This window comes from Mesorhizobium sp. M0954 (assembly GCF_040319155.1).
In the GTDB taxonomy this organism is placed as follows: Bacteria; Pseudomonadota; Alphaproteobacteria; order Rhizobiales; family Rhizobiaceae; genus Mesorhizobium.
This window is the reverse complement of record NZ_JAMYNR010000003.1, coordinates 1-23,835: the sequence shown is the minus strand read 5'-3', so window position 1 is coordinate 23,835 and position 23,835 is coordinate 1. Positions and strand designations below refer to the sequence as shown.

The 23,835-nt window shown below is 62.3% G+C and carries 26 protein-coding genes and 1 pseudogene; 18 read left to right on the top strand and 9 right to left on the bottom strand.

Going from position 1 to position 23,835, the window contains the following annotated elements:
• Positions 1–72: 72 nt before the first annotated feature.
• Positions 73–714, bottom strand: a complete 642-nt coding sequence (locus NKH93_RS05300; RefSeq protein ID WP_352969726.1) for a peroxiredoxin-like family protein — start codon at positions 712–714, stop codon at positions 73–75.
• 408 nt (positions 715–1,122) lie between these two features.
• Between NKH93_RS05300 and NKH93_RS05295 the strand changes: the two genes are divergently transcribed.
• Positions 1,123–1,725, top strand: a complete 603-nt coding sequence (locus NKH93_RS05295; RefSeq protein WP_352969503.1) for a cupin — start codon at positions 1,123–1,125, stop codon at positions 1,723–1,725.
• 55 nt (positions 1,726–1,780) lie between these two features.
• On the opposite strand, the gene NKH93_RS05290 is transcribed toward NKH93_RS05295, so the two are convergent.
• A complete protein-coding gene (locus NKH93_RS05290; protein ID WP_352680873.1) occupies positions 1,781–2,689 on the bottom strand; it encodes a hydrogen peroxide-inducible genes activator in 909 nt (302 codons plus the stop codon).
• 147 nt (positions 2,690–2,836) lie between these two features.
• Between NKH93_RS05290 and katG the strand changes: the two genes are divergently transcribed.
• The gene (katG, locus tag NKH93_RS05285) at positions 2,837–5,035 is read left to right on the top strand and encodes a catalase/peroxidase HPI (protein WP_352969501.1); all 2,199 of its coding nucleotides are present in this window, start codon (positions 2,837–2,839) and stop codon (positions 5,033–5,035) included.
• Positions 5,036–5,114: 79 nt separating this feature from the next.
• On the opposite strand, the gene NKH93_RS05280 is transcribed toward katG, so the two are convergent.
• Positions 5,115–5,792, bottom strand: coding sequence for an MIP/aquaporin family protein (locus NKH93_RS05280; RefSeq protein WP_023677138.1), 678 nt, complete (start codon positions 5,790–5,792; stop codon positions 5,115–5,117).
• A 347-nt stretch (positions 5,793–6,139) separates the two neighbouring features.
• On the opposite strand from NKH93_RS05280, the gene NKH93_RS05275 reads away from it, so the two are divergent.
• The 3 genes from NKH93_RS05275 to NKH93_RS05265 all read left to right on the top strand — a co-directional run bounded on the left by NKH93_RS05275 (position 6,140) and on the right by NKH93_RS05265 (position 8,715).
• The gene (locus tag NKH93_RS05275; protein ID WP_352969499.1) at positions 6,140–7,429 is read left to right on the top strand and encodes an RsmB/NOP family class I SAM-dependent RNA methyltransferase; all 1,290 of its coding nucleotides are present in this window, start codon (positions 6,140–6,142) and stop codon (positions 7,427–7,429) included.
• A gap of 126 nt (positions 7,430–7,555) precedes the next feature.
• On the top strand, positions 7,556–8,014 hold the full coding sequence (locus tag NKH93_RS05270) for a PaaI family thioesterase (RefSeq protein WP_023677140.1): 459 nt from the start codon (positions 7,556–7,558) through the stop codon (positions 8,012–8,014).
• 26 nt (positions 8,015–8,040) lie between these two features.
• Positions 8,041–8,715: a 5'-methylthioadenosine/S-adenosylhomocysteine nucleosidase gene (locus NKH93_RS05265; RefSeq protein WP_352969497.1), complete on the top strand. Its 675-nt coding sequence runs from the start codon at positions 8,041–8,043 to the stop codon at positions 8,713–8,715.
• Here the strand turns inward: NKH93_RS05265 and NKH93_RS05260 are convergent.
• On the bottom strand, positions 8,687–9,013 hold the full coding sequence (locus NKH93_RS05260; protein ID WP_352680882.1) for a hypothetical protein: 327 nt from the start codon (positions 9,011–9,013) through the stop codon (positions 8,687–8,689). The two genes, NKH93_RS05265 and NKH93_RS05260, sit on opposite strands and share 29 nt — an antisense overlap.
• 71 nt (positions 9,014–9,084) lie before the next feature.
• On the opposite strand from NKH93_RS05260, the gene NKH93_RS05255 reads away from it, so the two are divergent.
• From NKH93_RS05255 to NKH93_RS05230, 6 genes and pseudogenes are all read left to right on the top strand, one after another.
• Positions 9,085–9,618, top strand: a complete 534-nt coding sequence (locus NKH93_RS05255) for a MarR family winged helix-turn-helix transcriptional regulator (protein ID WP_352680884.1) — start codon at positions 9,085–9,087, stop codon at positions 9,616–9,618.
• 55 nt (positions 9,619–9,673) lie between these two features.
• Positions 9,674–11,236 carry a glutamine-hydrolyzing GMP synthase gene (gene guaA / locus NKH93_RS05250; RefSeq protein WP_352969494.1) on the top strand — a complete coding sequence of 521 codons (1,563 nt, stop codon included), beginning with the start codon at positions 9,674–9,676 and terminating at the stop codon, positions 11,234–11,236.
• 207 nt (positions 11,237–11,443) lie between these two features.
• Positions 11,444–11,742, top strand: a pseudogene (locus tag NKH93_RS05245) (helix-turn-helix domain-containing protein); the annotation flags it as partial.
• Positions 11,743–11,870: 128 nt separating this feature from the next.
• Complete coding sequence (locus NKH93_RS05240) at positions 11,871–12,875, top strand: zinc-dependent alcohol dehydrogenase family protein (RefSeq protein ID WP_352836481.1); 1,005 nt, start codon at positions 11,871–11,873, stop codon at positions 12,873–12,875.
• A gap of 93 nt (positions 12,876–12,968) precedes the next feature.
• Positions 12,969–13,271, top strand: coding sequence for a tautomerase family protein (locus NKH93_RS05235; RefSeq protein ID WP_352969492.1), 303 nt, complete (start codon positions 12,969–12,971; stop codon positions 13,269–13,271).
• 168 nt (positions 13,272–13,439) lie between these two features.
• Positions 13,440–14,291: a LysR family transcriptional regulator gene (locus tag NKH93_RS05230; protein WP_352541805.1), complete on the top strand. Its 852-nt coding sequence runs from the start codon at positions 13,440–13,442 to the stop codon at positions 14,289–14,291.
• A gap of 410 nt (positions 14,292–14,701) precedes the next feature.
• On the opposite strand, the gene NKH93_RS05220 is transcribed toward NKH93_RS05230, so the two are convergent.
• Genes NKH93_RS05220 through NKH93_RS05210 form a run of 3 tightly spaced genes read right to left on the bottom strand, consistent with a single transcriptional unit; the run spans position 14,702 to position 16,203 of the window.
• Positions 14,702–15,043: a nuclear transport factor 2 family protein gene (locus tag NKH93_RS05220; RefSeq protein WP_352502118.1), complete on the bottom strand. Its 342-nt coding sequence runs from the start codon at positions 15,041–15,043 to the stop codon at positions 14,702–14,704.
• A 4-nt stretch (positions 15,044–15,047) separates the two neighbouring features.
• Complete coding sequence (locus NKH93_RS05215; RefSeq protein WP_352502119.1) at positions 15,048–15,449, bottom strand: VOC family protein; 402 nt, start codon at positions 15,447–15,449, stop codon at positions 15,048–15,050.
• A 10-nt stretch (positions 15,450–15,459) separates the two neighbouring features.
• Positions 15,460–16,203, bottom strand: coding sequence for an SDR family NAD(P)-dependent oxidoreductase (locus tag NKH93_RS05210; protein WP_352502120.1), 744 nt, complete (start codon positions 16,201–16,203; stop codon positions 15,460–15,462).
• A 132-nt stretch (positions 16,204–16,335) separates the two neighbouring features.
• Between NKH93_RS05210 and NKH93_RS05205 the strand changes: the two genes are divergently transcribed.
• The 5 genes from NKH93_RS05205 (at position 16,336) to NKH93_RS05185 (ending at position 20,760) form a co-directional block, all read left to right on the top strand.
• Positions 16,336–17,253 (top strand): AraC family transcriptional regulator, encoded by a 918-nt coding sequence (locus NKH93_RS05205; RefSeq protein ID WP_352502121.1) that lies wholly within the window; start codon positions 16,336–16,338, stop codon positions 17,251–17,253.
• Between the two features lie 267 nt (positions 17,254–17,520).
• The gene (locus NKH93_RS05200; protein ID WP_352969489.1) at positions 17,521–17,772 is read left to right on the top strand and encodes a hypothetical protein; all 252 of its coding nucleotides are present in this window, start codon (positions 17,521–17,523) and stop codon (positions 17,770–17,772) included.
• A gap of 313 nt (positions 17,773–18,085) precedes the next feature.
• Positions 18,086–19,018 carry an alpha/beta hydrolase gene (locus tag NKH93_RS05195; RefSeq protein WP_352502123.1) on the top strand — a complete coding sequence of 311 codons (933 nt, stop codon included), beginning with the start codon at positions 18,086–18,088 and terminating at the stop codon, positions 19,016–19,018.
• Positions 19,019–19,037: 19 nt separating this feature from the next.
• A complete protein-coding gene (locus NKH93_RS05190; RefSeq protein ID WP_352969487.1) occupies positions 19,038–19,985 on the top strand; it encodes a sigma-70 family RNA polymerase sigma factor in 948 nt (315 codons plus the stop codon).
• A 37-nt stretch (positions 19,986–20,022) separates the two neighbouring features.
• Positions 20,023–20,760, top strand: coding sequence for an SGNH/GDSL hydrolase family protein (locus tag NKH93_RS05185; protein ID WP_352969485.1), 738 nt, complete (start codon positions 20,023–20,025; stop codon positions 20,758–20,760).
• A gap of 69 nt (positions 20,761–20,829) precedes the next feature.
• Here NKH93_RS05185 and NKH93_RS34305 read toward each other — a convergent pair whose 3' ends face one another.
• Both NKH93_RS34305 and NKH93_RS05180 read right to left on the bottom strand, forming a co-directional pair.
• A complete protein-coding gene (locus NKH93_RS34305) occupies positions 20,830–21,321 on the bottom strand; it encodes a GFA family protein (protein ID WP_502896433.1) in 492 nt (163 codons plus the stop codon).
• Between the two features lie 14 nt (positions 21,322–21,335).
• Positions 21,336–21,701: a VOC family protein gene (locus NKH93_RS05180; protein WP_352473465.1), complete on the bottom strand. Its 366-nt coding sequence runs from the start codon at positions 21,699–21,701 to the stop codon at positions 21,336–21,338.
• 88 nt (positions 21,702–21,789) lie between these two features.
• On the opposite strand from NKH93_RS05180, the gene NKH93_RS05175 reads away from it, so the two are divergent.
• Together NKH93_RS05175 and NKH93_RS05170 are read left to right on the top strand one after the other, a co-directional pair.
• Positions 21,790–22,446: a TetR/AcrR family transcriptional regulator gene (locus NKH93_RS05175; protein ID WP_352473464.1), complete on the top strand. Its 657-nt coding sequence runs from the start codon at positions 21,790–21,792 to the stop codon at positions 22,444–22,446.
• Positions 22,447–23,151: 705 nt separating this feature from the next.
• Complete coding sequence (locus NKH93_RS05170; protein ID WP_352851344.1) at positions 23,152–23,721, top strand: TetR/AcrR family transcriptional regulator; 570 nt, start codon at positions 23,152–23,154, stop codon at positions 23,719–23,721.
• Positions 23,722–23,835: the final 114 nt, after the last annotated feature.

Sequence of the window (23,835 nt, the reverse complement as noted above, 5' to 3'; positions counted from 1 at the left end):
GTGCCCAAGCAGGCCAGAGCGGGAAGGGCGCGGTCGTCGAGCGAGTTGTCAGCCGCCTATTTCCGCAGCCCATCAATGTGCAACTTGGGAGGCCGCTGACATCAATTCCTCCGGATTCGGCGCCTTGAAGGTATTGAGGCCATCCTCCAGAACTTCAGTGAAGTTCCAGCGTACGATGCCCGCCCGGTCGATTAGGAATTGACCGACAAGCTGCCCCTGGCCGGAAGCCATCGCCTGCTGATCGGCTCCCGTAATCTCATATCCTTCCTTCTTGTTAAGAAACTCGTACATTGCCATGACGTCCATAGGCTCGGGCAACTCGCCCGGCAGATCGACACGGATCGCCATGACCGTGTCCATCCCGACCTCGCGCAAGCCGAAAGCACGGTGCGAGGCCCGCTCCGGGTCGGACGCGGCGAGAAGATCGGGTGCCGGGTGGTAACGGAAATAGAGCCGCGCCCGCTCGACTGGCGTATTGACAACCGCCAGGCATTCGACGCCTTTCTCACGCAGGGCCGGCTTAAGTTGCGCCATCGCCGCGACATGGCGCCGGCAGAACGGACAGTGCAGGCCTCGGAACAAACCGATCAACAACGGGCTACGGCCTCGAAAATCATCGAGCGCGATCTTGCCTTCGCGGGAGATCGCATCGAGAATAACATTCGGCGCCCGGTCGCCCGGCTGCAGCGGGCGTTCGACATTACTCGTGGACATGGACAACCTCCTCGCCCCGGATAAGCACACCCAGCCATCCGGAGTTGAGTCCATGCTGGGCGACGCCAGGGCAAAAATTGCGTTCGACCCTTGCCATATTGCCGAGGTCGAGATTACGCGCGTTGCAAGTGCATCATAACACGAAAAAAGCCTCTGCGGGTCGCCCGTTTCGCGAGCTGTCGCGAGCGCTGTGGCAAAACAGTGTATCGTCTCATCCGTGCCATGGGACGACGCAGCGGCGGGACCGATTGGATCTTGCGGTGTTCAAGTCTTGAAACTTGGGCGGCTTCGATGTGCCCGGACGTCAAATGCCGACCGCACAGATCGCAGATCTCTGCCCTCAGCGGAACCGACCCGCCATGCAGCCGGTTAATCGGCATGAAGCCACCACCAATCCAAGGCCACATCATGAGCATTCTGCAAACCACGAAGAAAGCCGTCGAGCAGGTCACCGGTATCGCCAGACCGGGCCGGCGCGATGTCCCCGATCTAGTCAGGCCGAGTAAACCGAATACGTTTCGGTTTGGGGATGATGGCCTGGTGCCCAACCATCCGTCCTGGCCGCTTGTCGTCTATCGCGGCGCCGTGACGCTGCCCGAGGAATTCGATCCGGCGGCGGTCATGGAGGCGCTTTTCGAGGCAAATGACTGGGGCGATAGCTGGCGCAATGGCATCTACGGTTACGTCCACTACCATTCGCGGATACACGAGGTGCTGGGCGTTGCGCGCGGCACGGCCAAGGTCCGCTTTGGCGGCAGCAAGGGACGAACGCTGCCGCTGAAGGCCGGCGACGTCGCGGTTCTTCCGGCCGGCACCGGGCACCAGCGTCTTTCCGCATCCGACGATTTTCTGGTTGTCGGCGCCTATCCTCCATCCGGCACCTATGACCTGTGTACGACCGCCGCCGACCATGCCAAGGCAGTCGTCACGATCCCCAGGGTCGGCCGTCCGCGCAAGGACCCTGTCTATGGAAGCAACGGCCCGTTGCTCGCAGCCTGGAAAAAGGGTTGAAGCCGTTTTCTTGCAGGTTGGCTTCGGGGCTAAAACCGGATCCTTGACCCGCCGCTCAAGCCGCCAGCACCGCCGCATCCAGCCCGCGAATGATCTTCGCCAGTTCGACGCATTCGTCGTGCCGGACCTTGTTGCGCCGCCAGGCGAGGCAGATCGTGCGTTGCGGCATCGGTTCCTGGAACGGCACGATCTTCAAATCGGGGATAGTGCTGGCCGGTCCGGCCGCCATTTCCGGGATGAGCGTGACGCCGAGCCCGTGCGCCACCATCTGTAAGAGCGTCGTCAGGCTGGTCGCGCCGTAGCTTGCCATCGCCACCGGCCGCACGTTGCCGCACACGGCGAGCGCCTGTTCGCGCAGGCAATGGCCTTCCTCCAGCAGCATCAGCCGCTCCAGTGCCGGGCTCTCCGGTGGCACCGGCGGCGAGGCGAAGGCGGGATCGCCGGCCGGCACGGCCAGGAAGAACCGGTCGGAGAAAAGTTCCTCGGTAACCAGGCCTGGGTAATCGAGAGGCAGCGCCGCGACGAAGGCGTCGAGCTTACCCGAACTGGTGTCCTCGACCAGGGAGGCGGTCACGGCTTCGCGCAGTTCCAGCTGCAAGGCCGGGAAATGCCGTTTCAGCTCCGGCAGCACATGCGGCAAGAGATAGGGCGCCACCGTCGGGATGATGCCGAGCCGGAAGCGGCCTTCCAGCGCCGGGCGGCCGCGCCGGGCCGTCGCCTCGACGTCGCGGACGTCGGCAAGGATGCGCTCGATGCGCGGCAGCAGGGCCACGGCCTCGTCGGTCATCCGCACCACCTTGCCGCCGCGCTCGAACAGACGGCAATTCAGCCGCAGCTCCATCTCGGCGATCTGCGAAGACAGCGCTGGCTGGCTGACGCCGGCGAGTTTTGCGGCACGGCCGAAATGCAGCGTCTGCGCCAGCGCCTCGAAATAATGCATCTGCCGGACGGTCAAACCGATCATAAGGAAAACCTATCAGAATAAACAGCAAAGGCAATTTGTCTTTATCGGCTCGGCGGGCTAGTCTGGAACCATTCCAGGATGGCGCGGCCGCCGGCCCTGCCCGGAAAATCAACAAAATCCCGGAAAATCAACAAATCGGAGGCAAAGATGGACGCGAAAACCGACGACAACAGCGCCGGCAAATGCCCGGTCCCACATGGATCGGCCAGGAGGAGCAACCGTGACTGGTGGCCGAACCAGCTTGACCTTGGCGTCCTCCATCAGCAGTCCAGCCTGTCGGACCCGATGGACGAGGACTTCGACTACGCCAAGGAATTCAAGAGCCTCGATCTCGATGCGGTGATCAGGGATCTGCACCAGGTGATGACCGATTCGCAGGATTGGTGGCCGGCCGATTTCGGCCATTACGGCCCGCTCTTCATCCGCATGGCCTGGCACAGCGCCGGTACCTATCGCATCGGCGACGGCCGTGGCGGCGCCGGCGCCGGCCAGCAGCGTTTCGCGCCGCTCAACAGCTGGCCGGACAACGCCAATCTCGACAAGGCGCGCCGGCTGCTGTGGCCGGTCAAGCAGAAATACGGCAGGAAGATCTCCTGGGCCGACCTGTTGATCCTCACCGGCAACGTCGCGCTGGAATCGATGGGCTTCAAGACCTTCGGCTTCGCCGGCGGCCGCGCCGATGTCTGGGAGCCCGAGCAGGACGTCGACTGGGGATCGGAAACCAAGTGGCTCGCCGACGAGCGCTATTCCGGCGACCGCGAACTTCAGGGCCATCTCGGCGCCGTGCAGATGGGGCTGATCTACGTCAACCCGGAAGGCCCGAACGGCACGCCCGATCCATTGGCCGCGGCGCGCGATATCCGCGAAACCTTCGCCCGCATGGCCATGAACGATGAGGAAACCGTGGCGCTCATCGCCGGCGGCCATACCTTCGGCAAGACCCACGGCGCCGGCGATGCATCGCTGGTCGGCCCGGAGCCGGAAGGCGCCGGCATCGAGGCGCAGGGCCTCGGCTGGTCGAGCAAGCACGCCACCGGCATTGCCGGCGACGCCATCACCTCGGGCCTCGAGGTGACCTGGACCACGACGCCGACCAAATGGAGCAACAACTTCTTCGACAATCTGTTCAACTACGAATGGGAGCTGACCAAGAGCCCGGCCGGCGCCCATCAGTGGACGCCGAAGGGCGGCGCCGGTGCAGGCACCGTGCCGGACGCGCACGATCCCTCCAAGCGCCGCGCGCCGGCGATGCTGACCACCGACCTCGCGCTGCGCGTCGACCCGGCCTACGAGAAGATCTCGCGGCGCTTCCATCAGAATCCTGATCAGTTCGCCGATGCCTTCGCCCGCGCCTGGTTCAAGCTGACGCATCGCGACATGGGTCCGGCCGTCCGCTATCTCGGCCCGCTCGTGCCGAAGGAAGAGCTGATCTGGCAGGACCCGATACCGGCAATCGACTACGAGCTGGTCAGCGAGCAGGACATCGTCTCGCTGAAGGCGAAGATCCTGGCCTCCGGCCTGTCCGTCTCAGAACTGGTCTCGACCGCCTGGGCCTCGGCCTCGACTTTCCGCGGCTCCGACAAGCGCGGCGGCGCCAACGGCGCCCGCATCCGCCTGGCGCCGCAGAAGGATTGGGAGGTCAACCAGCCGGCGCAGCTGGCCAAGGTGCTCGAGACACTCGAAAGCATCCAGAAGGGTGTCAATAACTCGCAGTCCGGCGGCAAGAAGGTCTCGCTTGCCGACCTGATCGTTCTTGGCGGCGTCGCCGCGATCGAGAAGGCGGCGAAAGACGGCGGCCATGACGTGGGGGTGCCGTTCACGCCAGGCCGCATGGACGCCTCGCAGGAACAGACCGATGTCCAGTCCTTCGCCGCGCTCGAGCCGAAAGTCGATGGCTTCCGCAATTATGTCAGGGGCAAGCCGCCGATGTCGGTCGAAGCGATGCTGGTCGACCGGGCGCAGCTGCTGACCTTGACGGCGCCGGAGATGACGGTGCTCGTCGGCGGGTTGCGGGTGCTCGGCGCCAACACCGGTCAGTCGAAGCACGGGGTGTTCACCGACAGGCCGGGCACGTTGACCAACGATTTCTTCGTCAACCTGCTCTCCATGAACACGATCTGGGATCCGGCCGCCGGCTCAGATGAGGTCTACGAAGCGCGCGACCGCAAGACCAGGGCAGTCAAGTGGACCGGCACCCGCGCCGACCTGATCTTCGGCTCGCACGCGCAATTGCGGGCGCTGGCCGAGGTCTACGGCTCGGCGGACGCCGGGCGGAAGTTCGTCAGGGACTTCGTCGCCGCCTGGACCAAGGTGATGAACGCCGACCGTTTCGACCTCGCGGCCTGATCCGGGCATACGAATTTCTCGACGCAACGAAAAAGGCGCGGGCCTCGACCCGCGCCTTTTTCATGAAGCCTTCGAAAAATCAGTCCTTCTCGAAGATACCGGCCTTGGCGACCACGCCGGCGATGGCGCCGCCGATCAGCGGCGCGACGATGAACAGCCAGAGCTGGCCGATCGCCGCAGTTCCCGAAAACAGCGCCGGTCCGATCGAACGGGCCGGGTTGAGCGATGTGCCGGTCACCGGAATGATGGCGAAGTGCAGTCCGGCCAGCGTCAGGCCGATGACCAGGCCGGCGAAGGCCGTCGTGTGCTTGGCGTTGGTGACGCCGAGGATCACCGTGACGAAGGTGAAGGTGCCGATCAGCTCCCACAGGAAGGCCGAGCTGACGCCCCATTTCGTCACGTCCCAGCCATTGGCGCCGAAGCCGCCGGTGTGGCCGCCGACCTGTCCGGAGACGATGATCCACAGCGCCAGCGACGCGATGATGGCGCCGATGACCTGCGCGATCCAATAGGGAATGACGTCCCTGGCCGGCATCCGCCCGGCGAGGAACACACCGAGCGTCACCGCCGGATTGAGGTGCGCGCCCGAAATCGGGCCGATCGCATAGGCCGCCGCGATCAGGCCGATGCCGAACGCCAGACCGATACCTTCCTGGCCGAGCGGCAGCGCGCCGCCGAAGCCGCCCGTCACCACCGAAGCCGTGCCGATGAACACCAATAGAAACGTGCCTAGAACTTCCGCCAGATAAGTTTTCATTGCCCTCTCCTCGTATCGACCCGCGGCTCCGCTTTTTCTGCGACGCGAATCACCGCGCAAAGAGTATTCGCAACCGGAAAACTTGCAAAGCAGAGCAGTTTCGCAAGCCGCTATGCTTGTGAGCGCCGGACACGCACATTAGAAGCATGTAATATACTGATCGAATTGTTTTCGTTCCGCATGCCGGCGCCCGCCTGGTGGCCGCGGCTCGCGATGCACCAACCCACATTCGTCACCCCTCGGCATGGATCGTCTCGCCGTCGGCGAAACAGAACTGTTTCAATCAGGGCACGAAAAGCTCTAAGAGCAGGGCCGGAATTAATTTACTGAGTAATGGAAGACGACAAATGAGACTGGGCGGGCGGCTGGCGGCAGCCATTGAAGTGCTTGACGACATTGGCCGGCGCCACCGGCCGGTGGCCGATGCGCTGAAGGACTGGGGCCTGTCGCACCGCTTCGCCGGCGGCGGCGACCGCGCCGCGATCGGCAACATCGTCTACGACGCGCTGCGCCGCAAGCGCTCGGCCGGCTGGCTGTTGGGCGAAGACACCCCGCGCGCCATCGGCTTCGGCGCGCTGCTGCTCGAATGGGGCCAGACGGCGCAGTCGCTGAACGAGGCGCTCGAGGGCGACAAGTTCGCGCCGCCGCTGCTTACCGCCGACGAATTGAAAACGCTCGGCGGTCGCCGGCTTGCCGATGCGCCGCCGGCGGTCAGGGCAGACATCCCCGACTGGTGCATGCCGCTGTTCGAACGGGCGTTCGGCACGGCCTGGGTGGAAGAGGGTGCCGCGCTGGCGACGCGCCCGCCGCTCGACCTCAGGGTCAACACGCTGAAAGCCGATCGCGGCAAGGTGCTGGCGGAACTGGCGGAGACCGGCGCCAAGCCTGCCCGGATCGCGCCGCACGGCATCCGCATCCCGCCGATCGAGGGCGACGGCAGGCACCCGAACGTGCAGGCCGAGCCGGCCTTCCAGAAAGGCTGGTTCGAGGTTCAGGACGAGGGTTCCCAGATTGCGGCCGAACTGGCCGGCGCCGAGCCTGGGATGCAGGTGCTCGACTTCTGCGCCGGCGCCGGCGGCAAGACGCTGGCGCTGTCCGCGGCGATGGATAATCGCGGCCAGATCTTCGCCCACGATGCCGAGAAGGCACGGCTGGCGCCGATCTTCGATCGCATCCGCCGTTCGGAAAACCGCAATGTGCAGATCGTCACCAGGCCGGCCGAACTGGCGCCGCTCGGCAGGCACATGGATATCGTCCTGATCGATGCGCCCTGCACCGGCAGCGGCACCTGGCGGCGCCGGCCGGATGCCAAATGGCGGCTGACGCAGAGGCAGCTCGACGCCCGCAAGGGCGAGCAGGAGACGATCCTCGATGCCGCCAGGGACTTCGTCAAACCCGGTGGCCTGCTGGTCTACATCACCTGTTCGGTGTTCGACGAGGAAAATGGCGACCAGGTTTCGGCGTTCCGGGATCGCCATCCCGGTTTTGTCCCGCTCGATCACCGCCAGCTTTGGGACAGCCGTTTTCCGGGCCACGAAGCGGCACTGCGCATCGGCGCTGCGGGCGGCATTTCGCTGTCGCCATTGCTGAGCGGCACTGACGGCTTTTACTTCTGCGCGCTGCGGTGGGCCGGCTGAATCGTCGCCATCGATTCAGGGCTAAGCCGAATGCTGCAGTGCAGCATTTGCGATTGCCTGCCGCCCACCCCTCTGCGATAAATGCCTTTGCAATAAGATTTGCCCGAGAAACGAAGGGCGACGGCCATGGCAGCAAAGATCGTTCCTGCTCCCGATTATGAGGACCGCGTCAGGACGTCCTTCGCGCGCCAGAACGCGATGATGACGATTGGCGCCGAGCTGACGCTGGTGACGCCCGGCATCATCGAGATCGAAATGCCCTATTCTGCGGCGCTGACGCAGCAGCACGGCTTTCTCCATGCCGGCGTCATTTCGACGGCTCTCGACTCGGCCTGCGGCTATGCGGCATTCTCGCTGATGCCGGAAAATTCCGGCGTGCTGACCATCGAGTTCAAGGTCAATCTGCTGGCGCCCGGCAGGGGCGAGCGCTTCCTGTTCCGCGGCTCGGTGACCAAGCCCGGCCGCACCATCATCGTCGCCGATGGACAAGCCTATGCGTTCGCCGTCGACGGCGAGGCCAAGCTGATCGCCACGATGACCGGAACGATGATGACAGTGCTCGGCCGCGACGGAATCGAGGGCTGAGGAGCGGGTAGGGAGGATGGACGATCATGGCCGGCAAGACACCTGGTGAGCTCACCCCGATCTCCGGCAAGTCCGTTCTCTTCGTCATGGCGGCCGAGGCCGAATACGGTCCACACCTGCAGCGGCTGTTCACACCGCTGATGACCGGCGTCGGACCGGTCGAGGCCGGCGTCGGACTCAGCGCCGAACTATCCCGGCTGCATGCCGGGATGGCGCTGCCCGATCTCGTCGTGTCGCTCGGGTCGGCGGGCAGCCGGACGCTGGAGCAGACGGAAATCTACCAGGCCGTTTCGGTTGGCTACCGCGACATGGACGCCTCGCCCCTGGGGTTCGAGAAGGGCGCCACCCCGTTCCTCGACCTGCCTGTCAGCGTGCCGCTGCCGTTCAGGATACCAGGCGTCAGACAGGCGACGCTGTCGACCGGGGCGGCAATCGTCACCGGCGCCGCCTACGACGCGATCGCCGCCGACATGGTCGATATGGAGACCTTCGCCTGCCTGCGCGCCTGCCAGCTGTTCGACGTTCCGCTTATCGGCCTGCGCGGCATTTCCGACGGCGCGGCCGATCTGAGACACGTTGGCGACTGGACCGAATATCTGCACGTCATCGACGAGAAGCTGGCCGCGGCGGTGCAACTGCTGCAACAGGCGATCGCCTCAGGCGCGATCGACTTCAAGCTTGTTGGGGCGGCAGGTTCTTAGCGTTGCCGAACAGCACGCCGATCATCCTGAAGCGAACGGCGTTGTCGCGATTGATGTAAGTGACTGACCCGGGCTCGTGATCGAGGGTCCAGCGTCCGGTCGCGCCGGTGTCCCAGTCGGCGACATAACCGTCATCGAGCATCCGCCAGCGCCCGCGTCGCGCCTCGCCATCGTCGAGCAGCATGTGCGCGGCACCCTCGCTTTCAAAATAGACGTAAGCCTCCTTGCCGTTTCGTTCCAACACATGGGTCATGCCCGGAATGAGCATTGCAAGGGCTTCCTTCTGAAGTGCTGCCATGATTTCCTCCTGAATTGAAGTCGCCGATTGCCTTGACCGGCATCGCCACTTAGAGTGAACTAGTAGTCAAGATGCTTGACTATGTATCGGGCGAGAAGAATTTGGTCAAGGGCCTTGACGAAAAACCTGAAGCGCTGCCGGATCACATAGGTTGGCGGCTGTGGCAGGCGAGCCGCGCCTGGCAGACCGAGTTCGCCGCTGCGATGCGCGCTGCCGGCCATCACTGGTTCACCGAAGCGCGTGCCGGCCTGCTTGGACATATCCCGCGCGGCGGCATGCGCCAGTCGGCGCTGATCGAGCGCTCGGCGATCTCAAAGCAGGCGATTCAGCAATTGCTCGATGGCCTGGAGACGGAAGGTGTGTTGCACCGTCTGCCCGATCCGCAAGACGGTCGCGGCAAGCTTGTGCGCTACACCCGCAAGGGCCTGGACGCCCTGCGCGATGGCGACCGCATCAAGCTGCAGATCGAACGGAGCTATGTTGCCCGCCTTGGTCACGAGCGTTTCGCGGCGCTGATGGGCGCCTTGCGGTCACTCGATACAACGCAAACTGATGCATTGGACAAAGCCTCTGGCGTTCAGGACGATACACCGGAATCGAAGTGAAAGCGCGACCTCACAACCCATTGCGCCGACTCGTTTCTTTCTCTAAACGCTCGCCATGAAAACAGCCAATCATCCCGACACCGTCCTGATTGTCGATTTCGGCAGCCAGTTCACCCAGCTGATTGCCCGCCGCATCCGCGAGGCCGGCGTCTTTTCCGAGATCGTGCCCTTCCAGTCGGCCGAGGCGGCGTTCAAGCGCATCGATCCGAAGGCGGTGATCCTGTCCGGCGGTCCGGCCTCGACCGGCGACATCGGCAGCCCGCGCGCGCCGCAGATCGTCTTCGATGCCGGCGTGCCGGTGCTCGGCATCTGCTATGGCCAGATGGCGATGTGCGTGCAGATGGGCGGCGTCGCCGAAAGCTCCGACCACCGCGAATTCGGCCGCGCCTTCGTCGAGATCGCCAAGGACAGCCCGTTGTTCGAGGGCCTGTGGGCGCCCGGCCAGCGCCACCAGGTGTGGATGAGCCATGGCGATCGCGTCATCTCCCTGCCCAAGGGGTTCGAGGTGCTCGGAAAATCGGAGGGCTCGCCCTTCGCCATCTTCGGCAATGTCGAGCGCAGAATGTACGGCCTCATGTTCCACCCCGAAGTGGTGCATACGCCGGACGGCGCCAGGCTGCTCCGCAACTTCGTCCACAACATCGCCGGCATCGAAGGCGACTGGACGATGCGCGCCTACCGCGAGCACGCGGTCGAGACGATCCGCAAACAGGTCGGCAAGGGCAAGGTGATCTGCGCGCTGTCGGGCGGCGTCGATTCCTCGGTCGCGGCCTTGCTGATCCATGAGGCGGTCGGCGACCAGCTCACCTGCATCCTTGTCGACCACGGTCTGATGCGCAAGGACGAGGCATCAGGCGTGGTGGAGATGTTTCGCCAGCATTACAATCTGCCGCTGATCCTGGTCGACGCTTCTGACCGTTTCATCGGCGCGCTCGAGGGCGAGTCGGACCCCGAGAAGAAGCGCAAGACCATCGGGCGGCTGTTCATCGAAGTGTTCGAGGAGGAGGCCGAGAAGCTCGGCGGCGCCGATTTCCTGGCACAAGGCACCCTCTATCCCGACGTCATCGAAAGCGTCTCTTTCAGCGGCGGCCCGTCGGTGACGATCAAATCGCATCACAATGTCGGCGGCTTGCCCGAACGCATGAACATGCAGCTGGTCGAGCCGCTGCGCGAATTGTTCAAGGACGAGGTGAGGGCGCTCGGCAAGGAGCTCGGCCTGCCCGACAGCTTCATTGGCCGGCATCCGTTCCCCGGTCCCGGTCTCGCCATCCGCTGTCCGGGCGGCATCACCCGCGAAAAGCTGGAGATCCTGCGCGAGGCCGACGCCATCTATCTCGACGAGATCCGCAAGGCCGGACTCTACGACGCCATCTGGCAGGCCTTCGCCGTGCTGCTGCCCGTGCAGACCGTCGGCGTGATGGGCGACGGCCGCACCTACGAGTTCGTCTGCGCGCTGCGCGCCGTCACCTCGGTCGACGGCATGACGGCAGACTTCTACCATTACGACATGGCATTCCTGGGAGCAGCCGCCACCCGCATCATCAACGAGGTACGCGGCATCAACCGCGTCGTCTACGACGTGACGAGCAAACCGCCAGGCACCATCGAGTGGGAGTGAGGGGTACAAACGGCGGCAATATCGTAGTTTGGGCGGCTAGTTTCATCGCCGCGCAATTACTGTTCTAGTCGAGTTTTTCACTCCGCTAAGCTGGCTTTCTCCATCTTTGCCCGGCAACTCCGATCTGCGGCCACTTCTAGTGGATTGATTGGGACGAAAGAGTCCTGTTGGGATTTCTGTTGTCGCCGCAGCGTGCGACGTTAGGGGATGCGTACTGGCATCAGCATTTCTGTAACGGCCTCGGACAGGGCTCGGCTTGAAGCGATCGTGGCGGGGCGGAGTTCGCCGCAGAAGCATGTCTGGCGCGGATCATTCTGCTGACCGATCAGGGGCTTGGAACGCTCGCGATTATGGCGGCGACCGGCAAGTCGAAAACCTGCGTGTGGCGATGGAAGGAACGCTTCATGGCCGAGGGTGTCGAAGGACTGCTGCGCGTCAAGACCCGGCCTCCGGGCATCGCGCCGCTTGAGGCCAGGCTGGTCGACCAGGTCGTGGCGCTGACGCTGGTGCGCAAGGCCGGTTGCTCCAACGCTCGGGCCAAACATTTATGTTTGGATGTCGTGCAGTATCGTTAATCTCCAAGCGGCTTTAAATGGGGCAACGTAAGTCCGTCAACAAACAACGGAGTACGTCAATGTCCCAATCCACTCACACCATGCATGCGCTGATCTTGGGTCAGTTCAAACAGCCCTTCAGGCTCTCGGAAGTCTCGCGGCCCGTTCCTGGCGACGGCGAGGTTCTCGTCAGGGTCAGAGCGAGCGGCGTCAATCCTCTCGACACTAAGATCCGTGCAGGCGCTGCGGCACATGCGAAACATCCGCTTCCGGCGATTCTCGGCATCGACCTTGCCGGCGTCGTCGAGCAGGTTGGTCCGAGTGTCACCGCGTTCAAACGCGGGGACGAGGTCTTTGGCATGACCGGAGGCGTGGGCGGGAACCAAGGTTCGCTGGCCCAGTTCGCAGCAGTCGATGCGCGGCTGCTTGCACCGAAGCCCACGAACCTGTCCATGCGCGAGGCGGCAGCGCTGCCGCTGGTCTTCATCACCGCATGGGAGGGCCTTGTCGATCGTGCCAAGGTTTCGGCAGGTCAGAAGGTCCTGGTCCAGGGCGGTGCGGGCGGCGTCGGTCATGTTGCGATCCAGATCGCGAAGGCGTTCGGCGCCGAGGTGTACGCCACTGACGCAGCCGCGAAGAAGCCGTTGATCGAGCGCCTGGGAGCGGTCGCGATCGATTATCGCGAGAAGACGGTGGAGCAATATGTCGCCGAATACACGGACGGTCGCGGCTTCGATGTCGTCTACGACACCGGCGGCGGGACGGTGCTGGACGCGTCATTCGCCTCCGTCAAGCGGTTTGGCCATGTCGTCAGTTCCCTCGGTTGGGGTAGTCACGCACTGGCGCCACTGTCGTTCAAGGCGGCGACCTATTCGGGCGTGTTCACGCTTCTTCCGCTGCTGACAGGCATTGGCCGTGAACACCACGGCGAGATCATGCGGGAGGCCGCGCGGCTGGCCGAGGCTGGCAAGCTTGTCCCGATCGTCGATCCGCGTCTCTTCACACTCGAAACAGCGAGCGACGCCTACGCTGCCATCGAAGATGGCAATGCCCAGGGCAAGCTGGTCGTCGACATAGACGTCTGATGCGGAACGTCGAAGCGGGCTGTTCCGGGACCGTGACAGCCTCCCAGACGACGTCTCCGTTCACGGATCCCAAGAACCTAAAAGGAAAACATCATGCCTTATATTCGCGTTACGTTGGTCGACAACGTCTTCTCCGCCGAGGAGAAGCATGAAATGGCCAAGGCCCTCACAGACGTCATGGTTCGCTTCGAAGGTTCCGAGGCGTTTCGCGAAGTAGTGTGGATCTTGATCGAGGAACTCCACACCGATGGCTGGCACATTGGCGGACGCCCGTTCGAAGGTCCGAAGTCTCTGATGGGCATGCTCGAACGAAGCAAGACGGTTTACGAGTCGATTGACGGAAATCCCGCGACGCGGGAGGAATTTGCTCGGTTGGCCCCACCCATATCTGCGTGACGGGCGGCGTGGATGCTCAAGAATCCCACGATTCGAGCCGGCGCTTGCATTCCCGGCTCGAATATATCGCGCCTCCCATGGCGCCCCGCCTCGATCTGCTGCATATGAAATCGCATGAAGATGGGCGATCTTCGTGAGAATCCATGCGAGCACGTTTGAGTATCAAGGATGGAATGGAGCGATCTAAAGATATTTCTGGCTATTTCCCGCGAGGGCACTTTGGGCGCAGCAGCGCGCCGACTTGGGCAGACGCAGCCGACAATGGGTCGGCGATTGCGCGCGCTGGAAGAGGCTGTCGGCCATACGCTTTTCCAACGCAACTCCGACGGTTTTGTTCTGACCGACGAAGGTCAAGCGGTGCTCGGCCATGCCGAAAAGATCGAGGAAGAGGCGCTCGCCTTCGAGCGGCGGCTTGCCGGCGCCGAGGCGCATCTCGAGGGCAACTTGCGCGTTTCGTCGTCGGATTGGTTTGGTCACATCATGCTGGCTCCCGTTCTAGCCGAGTTTGGCCGCCGGCATCCGAAGCTATGCGTGGAGTTGCTCACCGACGCGCGCCTCTACAGCCTTCCCCGGCGAGAGGCCGATCTGGTGTTTCGGATTACCCCATTCAGCGACGTGGAAGTGATCTCGCGTCGACTGATGCACATTCCCTATGCGCTCTACGCACCAGCAGGCATGGCCTCCCCGTTGCTGGGAGACGGTGCGGGCGCGCGTTTGATCACCATGGATATGGCATACGCAGAAATGCCCGACGCAGTGTGGCTTAAACAGAAGCTGCCTAACGCTGAAGTCTGCCTGCGCAGCAACAATCGCGAGGTCCAGGCGCAGCTTTGTGCGCAGGGCGCCGGGCTTGCGGTTTTGCCGAGGCCACTGGGCGACCGCACGCCTGGGCTCGCAGCGATAGACATCGGCGAAACGCCACCCGGCCGGGATACCCATGTGGGCTACCACCGGGACTTACGGCGGCTCGCACGGTTACGAGCCTTGCTCGACCTAGTCATAGAGCGGCTCGCAAATTGATCTCTCGTCGATTCCATTCAGTGCACGTCGATGTCGTCGCGTCGAAGCGACGTTCTTGCGCGGCCTGTTCGAACCGGCGCAGGCGCTTCACGTCGCGCAGAGGGGGAGCGCCAAACAGACGCCGGAACTCACGATTGAATTGCGTCGCGCTTTCGCAGCCCAATTGAAATGCCGAGACGTTCCCCTCGATGCCCGCCGACGTTGTTCTGCCAGGGTTCGCGTGCGTCGGCGACGAGCTGCTGGTCCGGGTGGACATCGAGGCATTGCCGTAGGGTGATGTGCTACGCCTGGTCGATGTTCTGGACGTTGTACGCGACGCGTTGCGCTTCGCCCAAAAGCTGCTGCGTGCGCTGGACAGACTGCTGGAACTGTAGAGAGACGAGAACGGCAGGTTCGTAAAGCTAGTCTAGTTATTCGAGATCGGCGTCAATGCGAACGATCAGCCCGGCGGCATTAACCGAGATGTCAAGAAGGCCGGTCTCGTGACCAAAGTCTCCGGTGAAATTGACCCGCACGCGCGCTTGGCCGGCGCCGATGCCGTCGATCGAGAGGAAGCGGGTGACCGTGTGATAGCCTACGAAATACCGCTCGATGTAATCGCGGACGCCGGCATGACCGTCGAATCGGTGACCGGTCGACGGGTCGTCGATCACCGCATCTGGCGTGAACAAGGTCACCGCCGCGTCGGCGTCGAACGCGTTGGTTGCCGCGATCAGCGCATCTGCCGCTTTGCGCAAGGTGTTGGCGGTCATCGCTTTAGCTCCCGTGCTGCCAGCTCTTGAAGACGAATTCGAGGCTGCAACCGTCCAGGTCTCTGACCTGCGCCGCATAGTAGCGGGGATCATAGTGCAGCTGCGGTCCCTGTGCGTTGATCTTGGTCGCACCGGCCGCCAAAGCTTCGGCATGGGAGGCATTCACCATCGCTTCAGAATCGGCGGCGAAACCGACATGCACCGCGCCGGGTGCTGCCGAGCCCTCCCTCAGCCAGAAGAACATCCGGCCCTTGGCGCCGAAGCCCTTGAGGTCGGGATGCCCCGCCGGTCCGTCCTTACCGTCGTAGTCGAGGCGGTCGGTGACCCCGAGCATAGGAAGTGGCCTTTCGCAAAAGGCGATCGACCGCGCCGTATCATTTACTGTCAGGAGCACATGATCGAGCATGTGAGCTTCCTCAAATCATGTAGCCGCCGCCAATTTCGATGTTCTGGGCGTTGATCCAGCGGTTCTCGTCTGACAGCAGGCTGGCGACCATGCAGCCGACATCGTCCGGTTCGCCGACGCGACCGAGCGCAGTCTGCCCGGCGAGTAGCGCCTCGAATTCTTCGCTTAGCCCACCGCCAAGCTCGGTGCGGATGGGCCCCGGCGCGATCGAGTTGGCACGGATGCGGCGCTCGCCGAATTCCTTGGCCATGTAGCGCGTCAGCACCTCGAGGCCGCCCTTGAAGGAGGCGTAGGGCGCAACGCCGGCGGTCGCGACGCGGCTGGTTGCGCTGGTGACGTTCACGATCTGACCGCCATCGGCGATCAGGGGAAGCAGGGCCTGCGTGAGAAAGAATGGCCCCTTGAGATGCACGCGGAACAGTCCATCGAACTGCTCTTCGGTCACCGAGGCGATGGGGTTATAGAGCCCGTACCCCGCATTGTTGACGAGGAAATCGAAGGTCTTTCTGTTCCAGGTCCTTGCCAGCGCTTCGCCGACTGCGTCGCGAAACGCAAGGAACGCCGAACTGTCGCTGACGTCCAGCTTTATGGCGACTGCCTTGCCGCCATCCGCTACGATCGCCTTGCCGACCTTCGCTGCCGCATCCGGATTGCTGTTGTAAGTCAGGATGACACCCATGCTGCGCCTGGCGCACTGGATCGCGACGCTGGCGCCGAGGCCGCGGCTGCCGCCTGTGATGATGACGATGCTCATTTGGTGCTCCTTGGATTTGCTGACCAGGTGATAGGCGCGGGGGATCGCGGCCGCTCGCACGATCCTACTCGGATCTTGCCTATTTCTGCTTCCCTGTTGATCGGCGTGCACCGCTGTGAAACAACGATGCCCATGGGCACGCAGCTTCAGGAACTCAGGCAGCTGGCTTCTCGCGCGGAAAACCGCCGCACGGAGACGGGCATTCCGCGTGTCGCCATGGTTCAGGGCGACATACCGGAACATCAGCTTGCCGCTGTCTACGATCCCATGGTCAATCTGATCCTGAGAGGGTCGAAGACGATGACGGTCGGCGATCGGACGTTTCGCTACGATCCCGCGACCTATTTCGTGATGTCGGTCGATCTGCCGGCGGTTGGCTCCGTGCACCCATCTGAAAACGGAGAACCCTATCTGGCGATCAGCCTGACTCTGGAGCCGGCGATCGTCGCCAATCTGCTGGCCGACCTGCCCAAACCTGCTGGAGGTGAGCTCTACAGACCCGGCTTCTCCGTCGCGCCGGTCACACCGGACCTGCTCGACTGCTGGCTTCGCATGCTGCGCTTGATGGAGCGTCCGAACGAGATCGCAGCCCTGGCGCCTGCCTACGAGCGCGAGATCCTCTTCCGCGTGATGCAGGGGCCGCTCGGCTGGATGCTGCGTGATGTCGCCACGCCTGACACTGCTCTCTCGCGGATCGGGATCGCCATCCAGTGGATCAGGGAGAACTTCGCCAAGCCGTTGCGCGTCGAGGCTTTAGCGGAGATGGCGGCTCTCAGTGTTTCCGCGTTCCACCGCCATTTCAAGGCCGTGACGGCGCTCAGCCCGCTGCAGTACCAAAAGCACGTGCGCTTGCTACACGCCCGGTCCCTGCTCATTGCCGGAGAAGGCAACGCCACGTCCGTCGCGTTCGGTGTGGGTTACGAAAGCCCAAACCAGTTCAGCCGCGAATATGCTCGTCAGTTCGGGTTGCCGCCGTCGAGAGATGTGGCGCGATTGCGCCAGAGAGGCCCACGCAACGCCGAACATTTGCTGGCGATCAGCAATGGATGAATGTCGCGGGGCGAACTCGCGGACGACGAAGGACTACACCGTAGGCAGGGCTTCAATTCAATCCTGCTCCGACGTGGAGATGATATCCTTGTCGAGTCACATTCTTTTTTCTGACACGCAAAGGGTGAGCGATAGGGGAGGGCACAGCAGGCCTCACAACGCGACCTTCACTTCGCGCGCCTGGCCAAGCGGTTGTTTGAAGGTGAAGGACGTTCACGCGCCGGGGATGGCGGACCGAGCCGTGACGGTATAATTCCGGGAGGAATCGTGGGCGGCGTAGTCTGGCGTAGAGGCGGCGGTGCGGGCCAAGGAGTGATGTCGCCGCCGCGCCTGCCGATAGATGGCGGAACCGTAATTTCCGCGATATGCCAGAAAAAACCAATGATTTCAAAAGCCGGTACTTTTGGCGGTCTATATGACGGTATGCAGAAACCGAAAAAACATTTTGTGAAGCGAATTCAAGTTCTTAAGTTAACGATTGATAATCGAGTGGGAGTGACGAGGAGTACTGCGGAGTAGAAGAGGATAGAGCAGCACGTTTAAGGCGATGTTGGCTCGGCGATAATAGTCAATAGTCCCAGCCCCCGGCCACCCGGCGACGGCATAGACGAAGCATCTGGCCGATCGGCGAATGTCTGGAACGAACGTCCCACAGAGAAGGGTGGAGCAGCCTAGCCTTGCTGGGTTTGACACCCGGGGTCCGCGGCAACTGCCACCGGCGAGGCGTTGCATCTGCCGGCCACGTATCCTTTCGCTGGGTTCATCCGTCTTAGCTGTTCATGGGCACGGTCATCCTTGACATCGCCCTCCTGGACGAATTGGAGCGTGACAAATGAACAGCAAGCAGAGCCTAGCGAACAAGATACACTACGAAACGCTCGCGGAGGCTTTTCGCAGCGGTCGAGAATCGCCACAGGAAGCATCCGAGTGGTCCGTTTTGACGGCAGAACCGGGCGGCGTCGATTACGTCGAGACGAAGGTCGGCGACAAGACCGCGCTGTGGGTTCAGCCAAAAACGGCGGCCAAAGACCGGGTCATGCTTTACCTGCACGGCGGTGGCTATGTCGGCGGATCGATCTGGACCCATCGCAAGATGGTCGGACACCTTGCTAAGGCGATCGGCTGTTACGCTCTGCTCGCTACGTACGACTACGTTTTCCAGAGCAAGTTTCCGCGCCAAATCGAGCAGGCCGTGACCGCGTTCGAATGGCTCGCCGAGCAGGGTGTCGCGCCGAAGCACACCATAGCTGCAGGCGATTCCGCTGGTGCTGGCCTGATCGTTGCGGCGGCGATGAAACTCCGCGATGCGGGACGGCCGCTGCCGGCCGCGATCCTCAGCATCTCTGGCTGGTATGATCTGTCGGCGAGCGGGCACTCCTACGAAAGCAACCGCGAGAAGGACGCCTTCTTCCAGAAGGCGGTCGTGGATATGCTGGTATCGCAAGTCCTTGCAGGGACCGATCCCCGGCATCCACTCGCCAGCCCGATCTTTGCCGATCTGAAGGGCCTGCCGCCGATCTATCTGCAAGTGGGTGGAGACGAAACCCTGCTCGACGACAGCCGAGCGCTCGCCGACCGCGCGAAAGCCGCCGGCGTCGAGATGCGCTTAGACGTATTTCCCGGGATGCTGCACTCGTTCCAGATGATGGCCGGCCGCGCTCCCGAAGCCGACGACGCGATCGCGCGGTTGGCACAATGGGTTCGCCCCAAACTTGGTCTGGCCGCAACCGCGGCAACACGCGCTGAAGGTCAGGAGGTCGCATGACTGGCAAATTGAAACCAAGATGTGGCAGCTGAAGGACATGCCCGAGCGGCCGACCGGCCTGTTCGATGCGCGATATCGCGCCTTCCTCGAGACGGTGTCAGGCGCCCGCGCCCAACTGCATCGCTACTGCGCCCGCATGACGGGCTCACGCCTCGACGGTGAGGATCTCGTGCAGGAGACGCTGTTCGAGGCCTACACGAAGATCGAGACCCTCGATGATCCCCGCAGGCTAAAATCCTGGTTGTTTCGCATCGCTCACAATCGCTGCATCGACTTTCTGAGGCGACGCGATGTGCGCGAGCGCGCGGAGCACGGCTATTCGGACGACATCGGCGTTGTCTCTGCAGAGCCGGCAGCGACCGATGCACGCCGCGCCATCGAACGGCTGGTTGGCCGCTTGCCGCCCAAGGAGCGCGCCTGCATCCTCTTGAAGGACGTGTTCGACTATTCGCTGGAAGAGACCGCAGAACTCGTGGACTCGACGGTTGGGGGCGTCAAAGCCGCGCTCTCCCGCGGACGGGCGAAGCTCGCCGACTTGCCCGCTGAACCTGCCGGTGAACCGAGCCGTCCGCTTGATCCCGACACCGCGCGGCTCTTGCAGCGCTATGTTGACCTCTTCAACCGCCATGACTGGGATGGCGTGCGGAGCCTGACCAGCGCCGATGCTCGGTTGCGGGTCGCCGACTGCTTCGACGGCCTGGTCAGAAGTTCTCCCTATTTCGTCGAATACGAGCGAAACCCGGAGACGTGGACCATGGAGTTGGGGGCGATCGACGGAGAGCCTGTCCTGATCGTGCTCTTCCAGCGAGGCGACCGGTGGCAGGTCGCGTGGCCGGTTCGTGTCCATGTCGCCGGTCGCGTCATCGATCGCATCGAAGATTATTATGCCTGTCCATGGATGTTGGAAAACGCCGCGGAATCCGACCTGAAACTCATGACTGGGCCGGCCGTTTTGGGAAGAGCATAAGGCGGCGATTTCTCACTTCTGGCCTGGCGGAGTTACGATGGTGCGTCCTCAACGAAAAATCGTGGCGTGCCTCGGGTCGAGCAGCACGGCGGGCAAGCGCCAGGCATTCGATTGGATGGCGGAGCTCCGCCGGCGGCCGGGCAACGGGCAATTTGAGTTCCGGAATTTTGGCGTCGGCGGCGACTTGGCCTACAATGCGCTGCAGCGGTTGCCGGATGTGCTCGCCTGCCGTCCCGACAAGGTCATCGTCTGGGTCGGCGGGAATGATGTTCTCACGCTCGTGTCACGCAAGGTGCGGCGGTTCTTTACGTTTTGGAAGCGTCTGCCCCGCACACCTTCGCCCGATTGGTTCCACGAGAATCTGGCCGAGATAGCACGCAGGCTGAAGCGCGAGACGGCGGCGGACATCGGCCTTTGCTCGCTCCCTCCGATAGGAGAAGCGCCGGATTCGGACGATCCGTTCCAGAGCGAGCTCAACCGGCGGATCAAGGAATATTCTGCGATCGTGGCGGCCATCGCGCACGAGGAACGCTGCGGCTATGTCCAGCTCCATGAGGCGCTCACCGAGGCGGTTCGCGCCTCGCCTGGCCGGGCCTACACGGCGTTCAACTTTCTTCCATTCTATCGCGATGCTTTTCGCGTACTGGTGCTGCGGCAGCGTCCGGATGATGTCGCCCGCGTAAATGGCTGGCTATTTCACACTGACGGCGTGCACTTGAACAGCCGGGCAGGGTTGATCGTGGCGGATCGCCTACAGAAGTTCATTGAGGCCTGAGCCTGAGCGGCAGGGCCGTATCCGATTTGCGCACCTGTCTGAATCTTATCGCGCAGGCTGGCGGCCGGTTTATCGACCTAGCAACATCGCCACGCGCGATGCCAAAAGTTTAACGACGAACCCTAGAGGATAACCCCGGTGGCTCGGCACGTCGTCAGGAATGACATCGCTGTCCGACTTGAACTTCGTGCAAATCCGCAGCTGCAGTGGCGGGAGTTTCCCGTGAAACCGCGCTCTGTATACCGAGACCCAATGTGGACCTCTATCGAAGTTCATTAACATCGCTGAATTGCAGCACATGGCGATGACCCTATTCGTGGCTGAAGTTTCCTTAAGCTTGTAACCCCTCAGCAATTCGGCCCCCTTGGAGCACTCGATGCGGTCCTTTCGATAGAGGATGTATGCGGTGCCGCCATCGGGATCGCGTATAGCGCCAGCACCTGGCAAAGCTTCGATCTGATCAGCTCCCTTCCGGCAGTCGTCGCAGTAGCAGGCACTGCTCACGATCGGCCTGCCAAAGGCTTTGAGTTCGACGCCACCGCAAGAGCAAGTTGCGGTCATGATAGGTGAGTGCGTCATCTGCTGGTGATCATCATGCGATTGCCCTCGCTGTCCCGAAATTCCGCGATCGTGCGCCCCGGTTGCCATGGCGCGGGGCGCGGTTCTGCTATGATCTCGGCGCCTCGCGATTTGAGTCTCTGAACGGTGACTTCGATTTCGTTGTCAACCAGCACGAGGACGGGCCCCTCAGATGGTGTTTCGTCCTTGCGCCTTAGGAAGTGGAGGGTGGTTTCGGCCCCTGGAAATCCGAGTTCGATCCATCGCCAGCCATCATTGCTCATGGGCTGATCGGCGACGATGCGGCAATTCAGGTGATCGATGTAGAACGCCTTGGCGCGTTCCTGGTCGAACACTGGAAGCTCCGCGAACTGGATGTGCATTGTCGATCTCTCCCCGTTGCATCTCGGTCCAAATCAAACTAGACGGTCCAGTACCCATGAGTCAATCGGCAGCGGACACGCCAGGAGCATGACCACGACGCGTTCAGCAGGTGCTACAGAAGAACTCGAACCGCACGGACGGTCGGCGAAAAAGCGCCGGGCCATCCTCGATGCGGCTACAGAGGTGTTTCTGCAAAAGGGCTATCTGGCCACCAACATGGACGAGATCGCGGCGCTTGCGGCGGTGTCGAAACAGACCGTCTACAAGAATTTTCCGAGCAAGGAGACGCTGTTCGTAGAGATCGTGAGCAGCGTGACCAATCGAGCCAGCGATAGGGTCCACAGTAAAATGCCCGAACTCGCCGAGGGCGAAGATATTGCCGATTATCTTCAGCGCTATGCTTACCGACAGCTTGCCACCGTGCTCACGCCGCGCGTCATGCAGCTGCGCCGTCTGGTGATCGGCGAGGTCGGCCGCTTCCCGGAACTGGCAAAGGCACTCTTCGATGGCGGACCCGGGCGCGCAATTGCGGCGATGGCAGTGTTGTTCGAGCGTTTGGCTGATCACGGCCTGCTTGCGATCGATGATCCGGCCGTCGCCGCTTCCCAGTTCAATTGGTTGATTATGGGCGAGCCATTGAACAGGGCCATGCTGTTGGGTGACGAGTCGATTCCGAAACCGGCGAAGCTTCGACGGCACGCCGCGGCCGGCGTACGGGTGTTCCTTGCGTCATACGGCAAGTGAGGCACGCCACGGCGACGAGCGAATGCCGGGCGCAACCGTGCGGACCGCTCGGCCGTGTTTGACGGTCCTTTTTTTGGTCCCCAGTGGGTCGCGGCTTGTTGCGGCGCGGCTGTCGAAAATAGACCGATTGTTGTCGATAGTCGCCGAAACCGAGCCGATCCCGAATCGCCGAAATTCCCTTTTGAAATCAAGAGCGCAGATTTCTGACGGATCGCAGAGTCGGTTCTTTAGGGCGTGCAGAAAAGTTTGTGCTGCCGCGTCAACGCGTTACGATGGCTCAAAACGATCGAGTGGGAGTGAGGGGAGCGTAGTTTCGGATACTGCGGGAAACTGTGTCGTAGTGTAGGCGGCTCACACATCTCGATAGATACCGAGTAATGTCCGCTTGTGGTGCCGTTCACGCTTTTGGATTGGTCAGGGCTGGGCGTGCCATCACCTGCTCTCATCGAAGTAGGCATGATGATGCCCCGGGGACTGCAATCAACGCCCTGAATTCAATGCATTTCCCTTTCGACAGACATCTCGATCCCCACTGCGTCCCTTATTGAAAAGGCAGCCGCAGCCTCATGGTGTGTGCCCACACAATCTTCATTCGAGCTTGGTCGGTATGGACCGCGAAAGATGCGGGGCTGCATCCCTTGACCAATCTCATGCTATTCCCTATATAATCGAGTATGTACTCACTCAATGTCGTTGGACGGAAATATGGCGCGTCCCCTCAGTGAAGAAAAGCGACAGGCACTGCTCGATGCAGCGGCCGAGTTCGTCGCCAGCCTGGGCACAGGCGCGTCCACGGCCAAGATCGCAAAGGCTGCTGGCGTGTCTGAGGGAACGCTGTTCACTTACTTTCCAACCAAGGACGATCTGCTCAACCAGCTCTTTCTCGAGATCCAGGCCGACTTGGTAGAGATGATGCTGGCGCCATATCCGGCGGACGCCTCCCCCAAAGACCGACTATTCGCGGTCTGGAACCGTCTGATTGACTGGGGACTGGCTCACGCCACGGCGCGCAAGGCCCTTCGTCAGTTGAAGGTGTCGGATCGCGTGACAGCGGAAAGCCGGAACCGGTGTCACGCCATCCAGCGGGATGCGCGGACGATGGTGGAGGAGTGTCTCGCCGGCCATGCCGCGCCTGACAGGATCGCCTTCTACATCGATACCATTCTCTTCGACTTGGCCGACATCAGCATCAACGCGGTCACAGCCAAACCTCAGGAAAGTGACGCCATCCGGCAGGCCGGGTTCGACCTTTTCTGGAAGGGGTCTGCCGCCTGAGTTTTAGCCCCTAAATGAGTATGTAGTCACTCATAGATAAGGATCGAAAATGTCGAATTGCAAGGGTTTCACCGAAGCTAACGTTCCCAAGCAGACGGGAAAAAGCTTCATCGT